A 16,048-nucleotide genomic window follows, 5' to 3' on the forward strand; every position below is an offset into this window, starting at 1 on the left:
TATGTTATTGAAGCTGCACGAATACTTTTACAAGAAGATAAACAACCTCAAACGGGCACAACTATTTAACGATAAAAGGTATAATGTTCAGGTAGCTTCTTCCTTTAAGTTTAATTTTCATTTAAGTCAGTTTACCATAAAAGCAAACGGTGCTTTTGTGGCTGCCAAAAACGTGGTTTTTAGAGAGTACTGTAGCATACTCATCGGTGATAAGGCTCAACTTACTTTGGGCGAAAATGTGTTTTTCAATCGGTACTCCTCTATCAATTGTTTTGGTACCATCACCATTGGCGACAACAGTATTTTTGGCGAAGGTGTAAAGCTGTACGATCATAATCATCAGTTCAGAGCATCCGATCGGCCAATATGGGATCAGGGTTATAAGATTGGGAGCATTACCATTGGCAAAAACTGCTGGGTGGGTGCTAACGTAACCATCCTCAACAATGTAACCATTGGCGATAATGTAGTTATTGGTGCTGGTTGCCTTATTTATAAAGATGTACCCTCCAATTGCATAGTTAAAAACAAAGTTGACCACTTGGTGGAAGCATACCGGTAGTGCATAAAGCTCTGTAGTCGTATTAATGTGTTTTAGTTTAGGTTATTTAACATGTCTAGTCCAATCAACTTAGCCATATTCTCGCCCAATGCCAATGCTTATTCTGAAACGTTTATTCAGGCGCATAAGCAGCTACCCTTTCAGGTAAAGTATTATTATGATGGTTTCGTACCTAAGGCATTAGAGGGTAAAGGGAAGTTAAGTAACAATGCGCTGGTTAATCGGGTAGTGAGCAAGTTAAAGCCATTGCCACCCAATACCTCTTACAGCGAGCGAAATCTGGAAAAATCATTACTCGAAAATAAGATCAACTGTGTGTTGGCCGAATATGGAACTACAGCAGCCGAAAGCTTGAATGTGATTAGACGGTTGAACTTGCCACTCATTGTACATTTTCATGGTTATGATGCCAGTAAGTACGATATTATAGAAAAATACCGGGGTAAATACACAGAAATATTTACCTACGCCAAGGCCATCATTGCGGTATCAAAACGCATGTATAATGATTTACAGGCTTTAGGTTGCCCTACCTATAAGTTGCATTTAATTACTTATGGTACTAATCCTGATTTTTTCGCTTTAAAGCCTACTTATACTAAGCCGCACTTTGTGGGGGTGGGTAGGTTTGTAGATAAAAAAGCGCCTTACCTGACCTTAGCTGCCTTGAAGGAAGTGGTTAAAGTTCATCCTGATGTGGTATTAAACTTAGGAGGAACAGGGCCGCTACTCAATACCTGCATGAACCTGGCTAAGCTGTGGAATATTGAGGCGAATGTAAACTTTAAAGGTATCATGAATCCGGCAGATGTAATGAGGATGTTTGAGGATGCATTAGGCTTTGTACAGCATTCTGTTAGGGCAAGTGATGGTGATTCGGAAGGTACGCCGGTAGCTGTGATCGAAGCTAGCGCTGCTGGTTTGCCGGTTATTGCCAGTCGGCATGCAGGCATACCTGATGTAGTTATAGAGAATGAAACCGGTTTGCTTTTTGACGAGCTAGATGTGGATACGATGACTAAGCACATGATTAGCTTATTGGATGATGCATCTTTAGCGGAAAGCTTGGGTAAAAAAGGACGACAAAATATACAGAACAATTACACGCTTGATCAGCACTTGGCAAAAATTACAGATTTGGTAAACAGCTCAGTCAACTAGTTAAACGTTTAAACTGAACATTATTGAGATAAAACTATGCCAGAAGTATCTATAGTAGTACCTGCTTATAACCGGGCCGATGTAATTGCCGAAACGTTAGATTCGGTAATGAACCAGGATTTTACCGATTGGGAATGCCTGATTATCGACGATCATTCTACTGATATTACAGCTCAGATTTGCGCAGATTATGTGGCACGTGATAGCCGTTTTCAGTTTTACCTGAACAAGCGGAGTAAAGGTGCGCAAGGGGCTCGTAATACCGGCATCGATAAAGCTACAGGCAAATACGTAATCTTTCTGGATTCGGATGATTTGCTCGGTTCCCATTGTTTGAGTAATCGACTGGCCTTTGCAGAACAGAACCCTGGCTATAATTATTACTGCTTCGCAACTGCTGTATTTAAAAAGGTTCCTTACGATACTGATAAGCTGTGGAACTATCTAAATACAAATGACAACGACCTGATTCGGTTTTTAAGGCAGGACATGCCTTGGCATACCAGTGGTGTGCTATGGAAAAGGGAAGTCTTACAGGCAATTAAAGGATGGGATGAAAAGGTATCTATCTGGCAGGACTGGGATTTGCATGTGAATGCTTTATTGAATAAAAAGCTGACTTATCTCAAAAGCACAAATGAAGCCGTTGATTCTTTTTACCGTAAGGATAACAGTGAAAAAGCAATTAGCAGTACTGAATATGCCGGTAAAAGCTTTAAAACCAAACTTTATTTAATTGAGAAATATGCTGAACTACTCCCATTGAAATCTGAAGAGGTAAGATTTGAGTTTGCTAAATTGATTTACCGCATTGCCGACCAAACCTTCAGATACTTTGATAAAGATGTAGCTATTCAACTATTAAGAAAATGGATGGTGAAGCTAGGTTACTCTAATTTGTTTAGTAAAAGCTGGGTTTGGTATATGAAGGTAAAACTTGATAAATCATCTCATCAATTGCTTAAAAAGGGGGCAGCCATTATTCCTATATTATATAGAAAGAAAACTTTGCTCTACAATAAACGCCATCATTTAACCGCAACACTAAGTTCTGCAAAATAAGTTGTGCCAAAATTCAATAATTATCTAACCTTTAGTTAACGTTAAGAATTCTACAATATCATAATCTTATATTAATATAGGCTTAACATGTAAGCTGAACCTTTGTGGTCAAATAGTTGACTACAATGAAGAAACTTTACTTTATCCTATTATCCATTTTTCTGCTAGGCGCGGTCACGCAAAGCCGGGCGCAGATTACCAGCGCTTTCATTAGCGGTAAGGTTACTGATGCTAAAGGCATCACCTTGCCGGGCGTTACCATATCGGTGTTGAATGCCAGCACCGGTACCCGCTATGGTGCACAAACCAATGCAGACGGACGTTACTCCATCCCTAACATCAATCCGGGTGGCCCTTATACTATCACAGCCTCGTTTGTAGGCTTTAAATCAGAAGAGCGTCCTGGTCTTACTTTAAGCTTAGGCAATGCTACTTATAATTTTGTGTTAACTGACCAAAGCACCACGTTAAAAGAAGTAACTGTTAGGTCAACAGCAGGCGGTACCCGTACAGGTGCCAGCACCCGTATCAACCAGAACCAAATACGTACACTGCCTTCTATCAACCGTAACCTTCAGGATTTAACCCGTACTACCCCGCAAAGCAGCAATAACTCGTTTCAAGGTACTAACTTCCGTTACAATAACGTAACGCTGGATGGTGCCATTAATAATGATGCGATTGGCTTTAGCCCATCATTAGGTGGTCAAACTAATACTTCCGGCCAGGTAGGTAGCAGTACCCGTACCAACCCAGTATCTATGGATGCTATTCAGGATATTCAGGTTTATGTGGCACCTTATGATATCAAAATCGGTAACGTATTAGGTGGTAGTATTAACGCTGTGACCCGTAGTGGTACTAATGATTTTACCGGTTCAGTTTACAGCTATGGCCGTGGCGCTTTCCTGGTAGGTCCGAACAACGCACCTACAGCAGCTGGCGGTGATAAATCAAAAGAACCAAGCAGCTTTCATGATTATCAAGTAGGTGCCCGTTTAGGTTTCCCTATTATTAAAAATAAATTGTTCTTCTTTACCAACGAGGAGATCAACCGTCGTCAAGATCCGGTAATTTCAGGTGCTGGTACTGCTGGTTCAGCCAAAATTCTGAGCTTAACTGATGCACAGAATATTGCCAGAGTGTTTAACCAATACACAGGTCTAAGCGCTGGTACTTATGATAATACGACTATATTCTCTAACTCTAACAAGTTCTTTAACCGTTTAGACTGGAACATTAACGACAAAAACCAGTTAACGTTGCGTAATAACACGATCTCTTCAACAGCTACTAATCTGGAGCGTGATCAATCTAACTTCCGTTTTAGTGGTATTGACTATACCTCTCATAACAATTCTACTTCAACCGTAGCCGAGTTAAAATCTAGATTTTCAAACAGCTTGAACAATAGCTTGCTGGTAGGTTATTCTAACGTACACGATTATCGCGATCCGAACTCTAATCCTTCATTACCGCAAATCGAAATTACCGGTAACGCACCTGGTACTACCATATTTTTAGGTACCGACCGTGAAGCTGCTATTTTTGATATGCACCAAAAAACTACCGAGTTCACCGATAACTTAACCTGGACTAAGGGTAAGCATAACTTTACTTTCGGTACGCACAACGAGTTTTACAATATTACTTACAACTTCGTAAATGCCTGGAACGGCCGTGTGGCTTACAACAGTATCAACGATTTTCTGAACAATAATCCTTCACGTATTCGCGCTAACTTTAACTATACGAACAATACTCGCGATTACATTTTAGATAATCCTTCAGCACAATTTAAAGTTAACCTGCTGAGCTTGTATGGTCAAGATGAAATTCAAGTAACCGACAACTTTAAGCTGACTGCGGCTTTGCGTTTAGATTATGCAGGCTTACCTGATAAGCAACCGTTAAGTGCTAAAACAACCAATGCGCCGGTTGATCCTAATTACGGTACTACATTTACTTACACCTTGCCTAAGGATATTAAAAATAAATATCTGAACAATGTAGAGTTTAACCCTCGCGTGTCATTTAACTATGATGTTAACGGCGACCAAAGCGTTATTGTACGTGGTGGCAGTGGTTTCTTTACCGGTCGTGTTCCGTTTGCATGGTTCGGTTATGCTTTCTACAACAACGGTGTAACTTACGGTGCTTACGATAAAAAACCTTCAACTACTTCACCAATTGTAGCTGGTACTAACCCAGTTCAGGTATCCAGCAATGGTGGTTTAAACTTTGTTAATCAGCAAGGCTTTAATACTACCTCTAATGGTTCTACCCAGGTGGATATGATTGACAACAACTTTAAAATGCCGCAAGTATGGCGTAGTAGTTTAGCGGTTGATTATACCACACCGGATCAATGGCGCTTTACAGCAGAAGGTATTTATACCAAAACCATTCATGACCTGAAATTCCAGCAGGTAAATACTACTGATCAGGTTACGTACTATCCATACGATACTCAGCATCAGCAACCTATATTTGTTAACAAAGCGGTAAACTCTTCATATACCAATGCTTATTTGTTATCAAACACCAGCCAAGGTTACCGTTATAGCTTAACTGGTCAGGTTGCTAAAACTATGCCTTTTGGCCTAAACGCTTCAGTAGCCTATACCTTCGGCCATTCTAAAGACGTAACTAATGGTATCCGTAACTCCATGGAATCTAACTGGCAGTTAAACCAGGCTTTAAATCCAAACAATCCAGGCTTGGCTAATTCTAACTTTGATATCCGTCATCGTATCGTAGCAACCTTAAACTATAACCATAGCTGGGATGCTGCTAAAAACTACACTGCTAATTTTACCTTCTTCTTTAGCGCAGCTTCAGGTAATCCATATACTTATGGCTTCTATCCAAACTCTATCCAGGCATCAGGCCAACAGGTTAGCTTAGCCTATATTCCAAAATCAGGCGAAACGGTTAACTTCTTCAGTGATATTGCTGGTGGACAAACTGCTGCTCAGCAAGCTGCTGCTTTTGATTCCTTTATTAATGGTGATAAATACCTGAGCAGCCGTCGTGGTAAATTTACTGAGCGTAATGCTGCCTTTACACCATGGAATAATGACTTGGACTTCCGTTTTAGCCAGGATTTCAAATTTGGTTCAGGCAAGCACAAACAGGTAATTACTTTCACTTACGATATTGTGAACTTAACCAACCTGCTAAACAAGAATTGGGGCCACTACTATTTCTCGCCAAATACCTACAACTCTACATCAAGCATAGGTTTAAAGGCAGCTACAACCCCTACGTTTGCTAATGCAGCAACTGCCTATCCTAAATACACGTTCACCAACCCTGGTTTACCATACTCTGTTGATTATTTTTCTTCACGTTGGCAAATGCAATTTGGTTTACGTTACAGCTGGTAATAGTACCTAAGCATATCCTAGTCTAAAAAGCAAAGGTCCGGCTTGTGAGCCGGACCTTTTGTGTTTATAATGTTCATTATTACTTTAGTTTCATTCCTGATACTGTACGCTTGATTCTCACCTTATATATTCCTACCTAGTTTGTCTAAAACCTCATGCGGCACTTTTTGTAGATCCAGTACCAAAAAACCGTCCAGACAGTCGGCAAATTTAGGGTCAATGTTGAAGCAGATGATCTTGGCATTTAAGGAGATGTACTGGCGTAAGAGTACCGGTACTTTCATATTATGGCGTTCGATTTCTGAAATCAGGTTATCCAGTTTTTTAAAGTTTTCCTCACCAGCCATTAAAGCATCAGCATCAATACTGGCAAAATCAACTTTGAATTGCTTACGTGGCTTTACATACTGCGCCATCTCATGATCGAAATGGTGTTTGGTGATGTAATCTACAATTAATGATTTAGAAAACTTAGAAAAAGCATTACTGATGCTTACAGGGCCAATCAAGTAACGGTACCGGGGATTATCAATCAAGTATTTTAAAATACCTTTCCATAATAAAAACAGCGGCAAAGGTTTTTGCTGATATTCTTTACGTATCCATGAACGGCCTAGCTCCAGGCTATTTTTCAATATATCGCTGAACTGTGATTTAATTTTAAACAGTTGAGCTGTATAAAAGCCACGTTTACCCATGCTCTCAAAAATTTCATCACCCAGGCCAATACGATAAGCACCTACCAGCATTTTGGCCTTCGTGTCCCAGATGAATAGGTGATGATAGTAAATGTCGTATTCATCCAAATCGGTGCTGTTATTGGTGCCTTCACCAATTTCGCGAAAGGTAACTTCACGCAACCTGCCAATTTCACGAATAATGTTAGGAATAAGTGCGGTAGGGGTAATGAACACCTCATAATTTTTTTCGGTCCAAACTTTATAGTTTTCACGTAACGGAACTAATTCTTGTTCCAGCAGCTGGTCTTGGGTGGGGGGAACAATTTCCTGAGCACTTTTACGGATTTTAAATAATTTACTTGGATTAAAAATCTTCTTCTCATCTTCCAGGCCAGCACCTAAAGCATAAGTTTTTGCCCGCAAAAAATTAAGTATCTGTACGGTGTTGTTATTGTTTGGAATATCTTGAAAATTAATAGGCTTGCCAATGCGCAGCTTAATGGTATGCCCCTGCTTGTTAAACAATTCGGAAGGGAGCTTAGCGGTGCGCAAGGTAGGATGTATTAAGCTCAACAAATTAAACAGCAAACCATTATTGCCATGAAAATAGATAGGCACAACCGGCACTTTGGCTTTGGCTATGATTTTACCCACTACCGGGTGCCACATACGGTCGGTTATCTGTTTGGTGTTTAACTGGTACGTAGAAACTTCGCCCGCTGGAAAAATGCCAAGAGGGGTTCCATTACGTAATAACTCAAGCGTGGTTTTAATACCACTTATGCTGGATGAATGCTCTACATTTTCAAATGGGTTCACCGCAACAAAATAGTCACTGAGGTTGGGAATTTTTTTCAGCAGAAAGTTAGCCATCAGCTTAGCATCAGGCCGGGCCATGCATAAGATCTTGAGCAGAATCATACCCTCTATGCCTCCATAAGGGTGGTTGGCAATAGCAATAAAGCTACCATCAGCCGGCAGATTTTTTAATTCATTCTCATCAAAATCAATAGTTACACCGCAACCTGCTAAAATAGCATCTACAAACTCAGGTCCTTGCTTTGGCTGTGCCTGGGCAAACAAATCATTAACCTGATTAATCTTCATGATTTCCATCAGTAAGGCCGCCAAACCGGGCATTTTTAGCTTATCTAATTTTGTGGCTTTGGCAAACTCATCTGTGGTTATAATTTTCATCATTTCGGTTTTCTTTCCGGTATAAATGTGTTTAAAGTTATGTATTTTCAGCCCGCTATTGTTTATTCTCTTGAAGCAGCCGCATAAAAATTACCTTTCCATAACTAAAACTCAGTGGAACGCCTGCGTCATATTAGTTCTACTAATTATAGCCGTACTGGCAGCTCCATACATTTATGACCATTTCCACAAAGATAAGCCAATAAACTTTAAAGCGTTCAACTTAGCAACAGCACGGCTTGCACAAGCAGGCGATACGGCTTATACGGATGATGCAAATGAAGGTGCACCTAGTAGGGGTGATGTTAAAACAGCACATTCGGTTATGTTTGCTTTCAACCCCAATCATTTATCGGTAGCGAAGTGGCAAAAGTTAGGTTTAAGTGACAAGCAAATTGCTGGAATTAAGCACTATGAAGCTAAAGGCGGTCAGTTTCGTACCAAGGCAGATGTGAAAAAGATGTACACGCTAACTGATGCCGATTATAGCCGTTTGGAGCCCTACATTAATCTGCCAGAGTCTTCTAATCAGTTAGGTTATGATAAGCCTACGGCTATTATAGAAATTAATACTGCTGATTCGGCCAAGCTAACCCAAATTAAGGGAATAGGGCCAGCCTTTGCTATGCACATCATTCATTATCGCGAAAGGTTAGGCGGGTTTTACCGGAAAGAGCAGCTAAAAGAAATATTCGGTATGGATGAAGATCGTTACCAGTTTATCAAAAGTCAGCTAACTATTAATGCCAAAAAGATTACAAAAATCAATATTAATAATATTGATTTTGATAATTTAAAGCGTTTTCCATACCTAAGCTATAAGCAGATGAACGCCATTATAGAGTACCGTAAACAACACGGCAACTATGAAACATTTGAAGAAATGCGCAACGTAGCTATACTGGACGAAAGTACGTTACACAAAATTAAGCCGTACTTAACTTTTTAACTGACACAACGAGGTTGTAGATTACCTGTAAAGCCCTGAATTTTACGTAAACTTGAACCCTGTTTAATATGGATACGATAGCGCAACAAATTAAAACCGCAATACGCGATATACCCGATTTCCCAAAACCCGGCATTGTATTTAAAGATATAACGCCTATACTGAAAGACCCGGTTTTATGCCAAAATATTATTGAATCATTTGCACTCCAGCTGCAAGGTGTGCGTATTGATGCTATAGCAGGTATTGAAAGCCGGGGGTTTTTGTTCGGGTTGCAACTGGCTGGTAAGTTAGGGGTACCTTTTATTCCGGTGCGGAAAGCAGGTAAATTACCTTATACAGTAAAGCAAAAAGTTTACGAACTGGAATATGGTGCTGCCACTATCGAACTGCATACCGATGCTTTTGAACCCGGTCAGCACATCTTAATACATGACGACTTACTAGCTACCGGCGGTACCGTAACTGCTGCCAGCGAACTGATTACAGAAATGGGAGGCATTGTAGCTGGTTTTACCTTTGTGGTAGGTTTGGGCTTTCTGAAAGGTAAGGAGAAGATCACGCCGTTAGCCGAGCGCGTAATTGTACTGGCTAATTATTAATATACATTTAGGTTGATGCTTCAAACTTAGGAGCATCAACTTAATTCTTTCATCAGCTTATCAAACGCTTCTTGTAAGATAGCCAAGTCATTCTCCAGCTTAGCTACTCGTGCTTCCAGTTCAGTAATATTGGTTTGCGAAGCAGTTACTGTATCGGCTTCTTCCTCTTCAGGTATATCCAAGCTTTCACCCAGTAGGTGCGTATAGCGCGCCTCTTTCTGGCCGGTGCGTCGGGGGAGCTGCGTGATGTACGGCAACTCTCCATCTGAGAGCTTTTCCAGGGTTTGCTGTAAATCTTCTAACGATTCAAATTCATACAAGCGGCCTGAATTGGTATTTAGCTCACCTGGTGTTTGTGGTCCTCTCAATAATAACAAGCATATAATCGCTACTTCGGCTGGTATTACCGGGAAAACAATAGCAAAGTTGTGTTTGTACTTTACTGCCCGGTTTGAGCCACCAGTAACGGTTGCAATCAACCCTTTCTTTTTTAAAGTATCCAGCGCCTTAATTACGGTATCTTCATCATATTGCACCACTGGCTTACGTGCCGACTTCTGGTTGCAGGCTGCCACTAAGGCATTTAAAGTCATGGGGTAATAGTCGGGTGTAGTCCGGCTTTTTTCCATTAATGAGCCTAGTACACGTATCTCTTCGTTGGTTAATTTAGGTAAGCTTTCCATTATAAGTGCAAGTATAAATATATCAGCTTAATTCATTCATGGTTAAGCATAACTGCTTTAGTAATTTAACGGAGTAAAAATATCTGTATGGATATTATCCTAATAATTAATCACAACATCAAATTATCAACATCAGTGTTTTTAACATTAGCTGCATCAAGAATTAGTCTGGCATAAAAGCAATTACTTATTTAATTGATAAATTCTCCTATTAATTGATATTTTTACCTCCATAATAGCAGTATTTAGTCAAATTACTGTATTTGGATAGCCCGAATTTGTTCGGGCTATTTTTGTGAAAAACAAACAAAGTTATTCACGGTGGGTGTGGATAACTTTTTGGTGGGAAAAAGTGGAGGAAAGTGGAACTTCTGTGTTACTTTTACATTTGAATAATACCCGACTTGACTGAATGTCCCACTTTTTAGGTGAATTTGATTGTAAACTAGATGCCAAAGGGCGGATGATGATCCCTGCGGGCCTCAAGAAACAGCTTCCAGAAGCTGAAAGGGAAGGCCTTGTGATCAACCGTGGCTTTGAAAAGCATTTAGTTATCTACACCCGAAAAGAATGGGATAAGATTGTTGACGACCTAAGCAAGCTTAACCAATACGAGAAAAAAACACGTGAATTCATCCGTTACTTTACTCGCGGTGCTACCGAATTGACGCTGGATTCTTCCAATCGCGTGCTTTTACCTAAAAATTTATTGGAATATGCCGGCATTAGTACTGATGTAGTGCTGGCTTGCCAGTTCAACAAAATTGAAGTTTGGAACCAAGCTGCTTATGATGAGCAGATGGATAATGCTCCTGAAAATTTTGCTGACCTAGCTGAGGAAGTAATGGGCGGTGCCGGAAGGAGGGTAGATGAGTAATTATCATAACCCGGTGATGTTGCAGGAGTGTATCGAGGCGCTGAATATTCGTCCTGATGGTACTTATGTGGATGTTACTTTCGGTGGAGGAGGCCATTCACGCGAGATTATAAAACATTTGAATCAAGATGGTCGTCTGTTATCTTTTGATCAGGATGCAGATGCGCAGCAAAATTTGATTGATGACAAGCGTTTTACGTTTGTAGATCAAAATTTCCGTTATCTGAAAAGCTTTACCCGCCTGCATAATGCGGTTCCGGTTGATGGTATTTTGGCTGATTTGGGCGTGTCGTCTTATCAATTTGATCAGGCCGAGCGTGGCTTTTCTATCCGCTTTGATGCTGAACTGGATATGCGCATGAATCAATCGGCCGAACTTACAGCTAAGCAGGTGGTAAATACCTATGCAGAAGCTGATTTGCACCGCATTTTTGGTGTTTATGGCGAAATTCAAAATGCCAAATCATTAGCGCGTACAATCACAGTTGCCCGTTTGAATGGCCCTATTAATACCATTGCCGATTTAAAGAATACCATTGCAGGTTTAATTCCTCGTGGTAAAGAAAATAAGTATTTGGCTCAGGTTTTCCAAGCGCTTCGCATTGAAGTTAACCAGGAGTTAGAAGCTTTGAAGGAGTTTTTAACTCAATCGGCCGAGGTGTTGGCATCTGGTGGCCGTTTGGTAATAATGTCCTATCATTCGCTGGAGGATCGGTTAGTGAAGAACTTTATTGCTAAAGGAAAATTTAGCGGCGAAGTGGAAAAAGACTTTTACGGTAACGATCAAAAGCCGTTAGAAGCGGTAAGCCGGGGTGCAATAACAGCAACCGACGAAGAAATTAAACAGAATAACCGGGCACGTAGTGCTAAACTAAGAATAGCTGTCAAAAAATGAGTAACCGTTTACGTACAGAAATTCAGGACGAAGAAGCAGAAAAAGAACTGCTGGTAGAAGAGAATCCGATTAGTGAGAATCCGGAGAATTTTCTGCAGTTACTGCTGAGCAAGGGTTTAATCTCGACTGAGAGAGTAACCCAAGCTTTGCCGTTTATCTTTTTTATGGCGCTGCTCGGTATGATTTATATAGGTAACCGTCACTTGGCCGAAGATAACTTGCGAGATATTGATAAGCTTAGCAAAGAAGTAAAAGAGCTGAGCTGGGATTATAAAACTACCAAAGCTGATTTAGCTTACAAAAGTACGTTGACCGAAGTAGCTAAACGTGTAGATACATTGGGGATTATTGAGCCAATTGAGCCACCGCAAAAATTAGTAGATACAGAAGGAGGCGACGCGCAATGAGTATCAGAACTAATATATTACTAAGGGTTTATCTGGCTTTTGGCTTGATTGTCGTGTTTGCCTTCGCGGTGCTATTTCAATTATGCCATGTACAATTTGGGCAAGGTAAAAAATGGCGTGCTATGGCCGATAGCTTATCTACACGTTATGTAAACGTAGAGGCAGCTCGTGGTAATATTTTTGCAGTTGACGGAAGTTTGCTGGCTACCTCGGTTCCTGAGTATGAGCTGCATATGGATATGCTGGCTGGCGGTATTGCCGACGATAAAATATTCTACAATAAAGTAGATTCATTAGCTGATAAGTTGTCGGCATTTTTTGGTGATAAGTCATCTCGTGAATACGCTTCTATTCTGCGTCAGGCTCGTCGTGATAGCTCACGTTATCAGTTAATTCGCCGTAAAGTATCTTATCAGGAATTAAAGAAAATTCGCAAGTTTCCTATTTTTTGCTTAGGTAAATACAAAGGCGGTTTAATTATCATACAAAAGAACAAGCGCATATTGCCATTCCGCTCATTAGCAGCCCGTACCATCGGCTATAAAAATGAGAATGTTAAAAATGCAGTAGGCTTGGAAGGTGCTTATGCGGATTATATCAATGGTGAATCAGGCAAGCGTTTGGTTCAGCGTATTGCTGGCGGTGTGTGGATGCCGGTTAATCAGGATGATGAAATTGCGCCTAAAGATGGTGCTGATATCATTTCTACCATCGATGTAAACTTCCAGGATGTAGCTCAGGAGGCTTTGAAAAAGCAGCTAATTAAAAGTCAAGCCGATCATGGTACCGTGATTTTGATGGAAGTAGCTACCGGCGAAGTACGTGCTGTAGCCAATTACACCAAGGTAGCGCCTGATCAATATGAAGAGAAGTTCAATTATGCTATAGCAGGTAATCAGGATCCGGGTTCAACGTTTAAGCTGGCCTCTTATATGGCTTTGCTGGAAGACAAAATGGTAGATACCACTACTATGGTAGGTACTGGTAATTATCAGATACCTCATCATACCATTAAAGATTCACATGGTAGTATTGGCGTAGTTACGGTAAAAAAAGCTTTTGAAGAGTCATCCAATGCTGCGGTGGCTTATTTGGTTAATAAAAGCTACCATAACGATCAGGAAAAATTTACCGATCATTTGTACGATTGGAAGCTAAATGAAAAAATGGGATTGCAAATACCCGGTGAAGCGCAGCCTGTGGTTAAAAACCCAAGCAGCCACAGCTGGAGTAATGCCATGTCATTACCGCAAATGGCTTACGGTTATGAAATGCAGTTAACCCCATTGAAAATGCTGTCGTTTTATAATGCAGTAGCCAATAATGGTCGGTATGTAACTCCTGTTTTTGTTAGAGAAATTAGAAGATTGGGGCAACCAGTTGAGAAATTTGAAACCCGTGTTGCAAATCCTAAATTATGCTCAGATGAAACCCTGCGTAAGTTACATGCTATGCTGGAAGGGGTAGTAGATGAGGGTACTGGTAAAAACATTATTTATAACCCATTGTACAGAATTGCCGGTAAAACCGGTACAGCTCAGGTAGCTGACGGTAACAGGGGCTACAAAGCTAAACGGCAATATCAGGCTTCTTTTTGTGGCTACTTCCCGGCCGATAAGCCTAAGTATTCATTGATAGTGGTTATTAATGACCCCAAAAATGGCTACTATGGTGCTTTAGTAGCTGGTCCGGTTTTCCGGGAAATAGCCGACAAGGTTTACTCTAGCGATCTGGAAATGCACCAGAATTTGCCAACACATTATGTAGGCAATACCGAAATGCCTAAAGTGAAAACCGGCAATGTAAAAGCCGTTCAGCAGGTATATAATAAGTTAGGCGTAAAAGCCTTGTATGCATCTAACGCCATGGCTAAAGTGCCTGATACCAGCAATGGTATAGCGCCGCAGGATATTACTTATAAACGAGGTACTGTGCCCGCTGTAACGGGTATGGGGCTCAGTGATGCCTTATACGTGTTAGGTAATGCAGGTTATAAAACTACGGTACGTGGCAGTGGTGTAGTGGCGCGCCAATCTGTAGCAGGTGGTAGCCTGATGCCTAAGGGAAGTAAAATAACAATTGAACTGGAATGAAGTATTTAAGCGACCTACTGGAAGGCTTGGCCTTTACTGAACTGCAAGGCAGTGCGGATGTGGAAATCACGGCTGTGGTTTTTGATTCGCGCAAGGTAGTAGCTGGGTCGCTGTTTGTGGCTGTACGCGGCACTGCTGTAGATGGTCATGATTATATAGAACAAGCTGTTAAAGATGGGGCTATAGCTGTAATATGTGAAGATTTGCCTCCGCATGTTACCGGCGAAGTGGATTTCTTAATGGTTGCCAATTCGGCCGAAGCTTTAGGTATTATATCAGCAAACTTTTATGATAACCCTTCACAAAAGTTAAAGCTGGTAGGGGTAACTGGTACCAACGGTAAAACCACTACGGCTACCTTGTTATATCAGCTATTTCGCGATTTGGGTTATAAATGTGGGTTATTGTCTACTGTGGAAAACCAGATCAACGGGCAGGTTATTCCATCTACCCACACCACACCTGATCCAATAGCTTTAAACCAGCTGTTGCACGACATGGTAACAAAAAGTTGCGACTACTGCTTTATGGAGGTTAGTTCGCATGCGGTTGCTCAGCACCGTATTGGTGGTTTAACCTTTGCCGGCGGCATATTCTCCAACCTGACGCACGATCACTTAGATTATCATAAAACCTTTGATGGTTATTTGAAAGCTAAAAAGGCATTTTTTGATCATCTGCCTAAAACAGCATTTGCTTTAACCAATGTGGATGATAAAAACGGGTTGGTGATGCTGCAAAATACTAAAGCTGCTAAAAAGACCTACGGCCTGAAAAACATGGCCGACTTTAAGGTAAAAATATTGGAAAACCAGTTTGGCGGCTTGCTGCTGAATGTGGACGGCGACGAAGTATGGTTTAAAATGGTAGGCAGTTTTAATGCTTACAATTTGTTGGCGGTATATGCAACAGCCATTCTGTTAGGTCAGGATAAAGCCAGTGTATTAACCAGCCTGAGTAATCTTACTGGTGCCGAAGGTCGCTTTGATTACGTGATAGCGCCTAACAAAGTAATCGGCATTGTTGATTACGCCCATACGCCCGATGCTGTACAAAATGTATTGAGCACCGTGCATGATATTCGTAAAGGTACCGAACAAGTAATTACTGTAATAGGTTGCGGTGGCGATCGGGATAAAGCTAAACGCCCGGTGATGGCTAAAACAGCTTGCGACTGGAGTGATAAAGTAATCCTAACCTCTGATAATCCGCGTTCGGAAGAGCCAACACAGATTATTAAGGATATGGAAGCCGGAGTGGATATTGCTGCTAAACGTAAAACCATCAGCATTACCGACCGTCATGAAGCGATTAAAACAGCTGTTCATTTAGCCCAGCCTGGTGATATTATCGTAGTAGCCGGCAAGGGGCACGAAAAGTACCAGGATATCAAAGGCGTAAAAAATCACTTTGATGATAAAGAGGAACTGATTAATAATTTTAAAACACTGACTAACTAATAAATTAACTAACAACTCAATAATAAGTAAC

Annotated in this window: 13 protein-coding genes; 11 read left to right on the plus strand and 2 right to left on the minus strand. The window is 40.9% G+C overall.

Annotated elements, in window-relative coordinates; genetic code table 11:
• Position 1 precedes the first annotated feature (1 nt).
• The 4 genes from HH214_RS16570 to HH214_RS16585 all read left to right on the plus strand — a co-directional run bounded on the left by HH214_RS16570 (position 2) and on the right by HH214_RS16585 (position 6,174).
• Entirely contained in the window at positions 2-562 is a 561-nt protein-coding gene (locus tag HH214_RS16570; protein ID WP_169609480.1) for an acyltransferase, read from the plus strand.
• A gap of 51 nt (positions 563-613) precedes the next feature.
• Positions 614-1,723, plus strand: coding sequence for a glycosyltransferase (locus HH214_RS16575; protein WP_169609482.1), 1,110 nt, complete (start codon positions 614-616; stop codon positions 1,721-1,723).
• 36 nt (positions 1,724-1,759) lie between these two features.
• The gene (locus tag HH214_RS16580; protein ID WP_169609484.1) at positions 1,760-2,785 is read left to right on the plus strand and encodes a glycosyltransferase family 2 protein; all 1,026 of its coding nucleotides are present in this window, start codon (positions 1,760-1,762) and stop codon (positions 2,783-2,785) included.
• Between the two features lie 125 nt (positions 2,786-2,910).
• Entirely contained in the window at positions 2,911-6,174 is a 3,264-nt protein-coding gene (locus HH214_RS16585; RefSeq protein WP_169609486.1) for a TonB-dependent receptor, read from the plus strand.
• Positions 6,175-6,296: 122 nt separating this feature from the next.
• Here the strand turns inward: HH214_RS16585 and HH214_RS16590 are convergent, their stop codons facing one another.
• The gene (locus tag HH214_RS16590) at positions 6,297-8,051 is read right to left on the minus strand and encodes a lysophospholipid acyltransferase family protein (RefSeq protein ID WP_169611193.1); all 1,755 of its coding nucleotides are present in this window, start codon (positions 8,049-8,051) and stop codon (positions 6,297-6,299) included.
• Positions 8,052-8,121: 70 nt separating this feature from the next.
• Here HH214_RS16590 and HH214_RS16595 point away from each other — a divergent pair, with 70 nt between their 5' ends.
• Together HH214_RS16595 and HH214_RS16600 are read left to right on the plus strand one after the other, a co-directional pair.
• A complete protein-coding gene (locus HH214_RS16595) occupies positions 8,122-9,000 on the plus strand; it encodes a helix-hairpin-helix domain-containing protein (RefSeq protein WP_169609488.1) in 879 nt (292 codons plus the stop codon).
• Between the two features lie 68 nt (positions 9,001-9,068).
• Positions 9,069-9,602: an adenine phosphoribosyltransferase gene (locus HH214_RS16600; protein ID WP_169609490.1), complete on the plus strand. Its 534-nt coding sequence runs from the start codon at positions 9,069-9,071 to the stop codon at positions 9,600-9,602.
• Between the two features lie 35 nt (positions 9,603-9,637).
• Here the strand turns inward: HH214_RS16600 and HH214_RS16605 are convergent, their stop codons facing one another.
• Positions 9,638-10,285, minus strand: coding sequence for a YceH family protein (locus HH214_RS16605; RefSeq protein ID WP_169609491.1), 648 nt, complete (start codon positions 10,283-10,285; stop codon positions 9,638-9,640).
• A 412-nt stretch (positions 10,286-10,697) separates the two neighbouring features.
• Here HH214_RS16605 and mraZ point away from each other — a divergent pair, with 412 nt between their 5' ends.
• Genes mraZ through HH214_RS16630 form a run of 5 tightly spaced genes read left to right on the plus strand, consistent with a single transcriptional unit; the run spans position 10,698 to position 16,017 of the window.
• On the plus strand, positions 10,698-11,162 hold the full coding sequence (gene mraZ / locus HH214_RS16610; protein ID WP_169609493.1) for a division/cell wall cluster transcriptional repressor MraZ: 465 nt from the start codon (positions 10,698-10,700) through the stop codon (positions 11,160-11,162).
• Positions 11,155-12,057, plus strand: coding sequence for a 16S rRNA (cytosine(1402)-N(4))-methyltransferase RsmH (gene rsmH / locus HH214_RS16615; protein ID WP_169609495.1), 903 nt, complete (start codon positions 11,155-11,157; stop codon positions 12,055-12,057). The genes mraZ and rsmH overlap by 8 nt, the downstream gene beginning before the upstream one ends.
• On the plus strand, positions 12,054-12,464 hold the full coding sequence (locus tag HH214_RS16620) for an FtsL-like putative cell division protein (protein ID WP_169609497.1): 411 nt from the start codon (positions 12,054-12,056) through the stop codon (positions 12,462-12,464). The genes rsmH and HH214_RS16620 overlap by 4 nt, the downstream gene beginning before the upstream one ends.
• Positions 12,461-14,557: a penicillin-binding protein gene (locus HH214_RS16625; RefSeq protein WP_169609499.1), complete on the plus strand. Its 2,097-nt coding sequence runs from the start codon at positions 12,461-12,463 to the stop codon at positions 14,555-14,557. Before HH214_RS16620 ends, HH214_RS16625 begins: the two co-directional genes overlap by 4 nt.
• Positions 14,554-16,017 (plus strand): UDP-N-acetylmuramoyl-L-alanyl-D-glutamate--2,6-diaminopimelate ligase, encoded by a 1,464-nt coding sequence (locus tag HH214_RS16630; protein ID WP_169609501.1) that lies wholly within the window; start codon positions 14,554-14,556, stop codon positions 16,015-16,017. The genes HH214_RS16625 and HH214_RS16630 overlap by 4 nt, the downstream gene beginning before the upstream one ends.
• The last annotated feature ends 31 nt before the right edge of the window (positions 16,018-16,048 follow it).

It is taken from the genome of Mucilaginibacter robiniae, from assembly GCF_012849215.1.
In the GTDB taxonomy this organism is placed as follows: domain Bacteria; phylum Bacteroidota; class Bacteroidia; order Sphingobacteriales; family Sphingobacteriaceae; genus Mucilaginibacter; species Mucilaginibacter robiniae.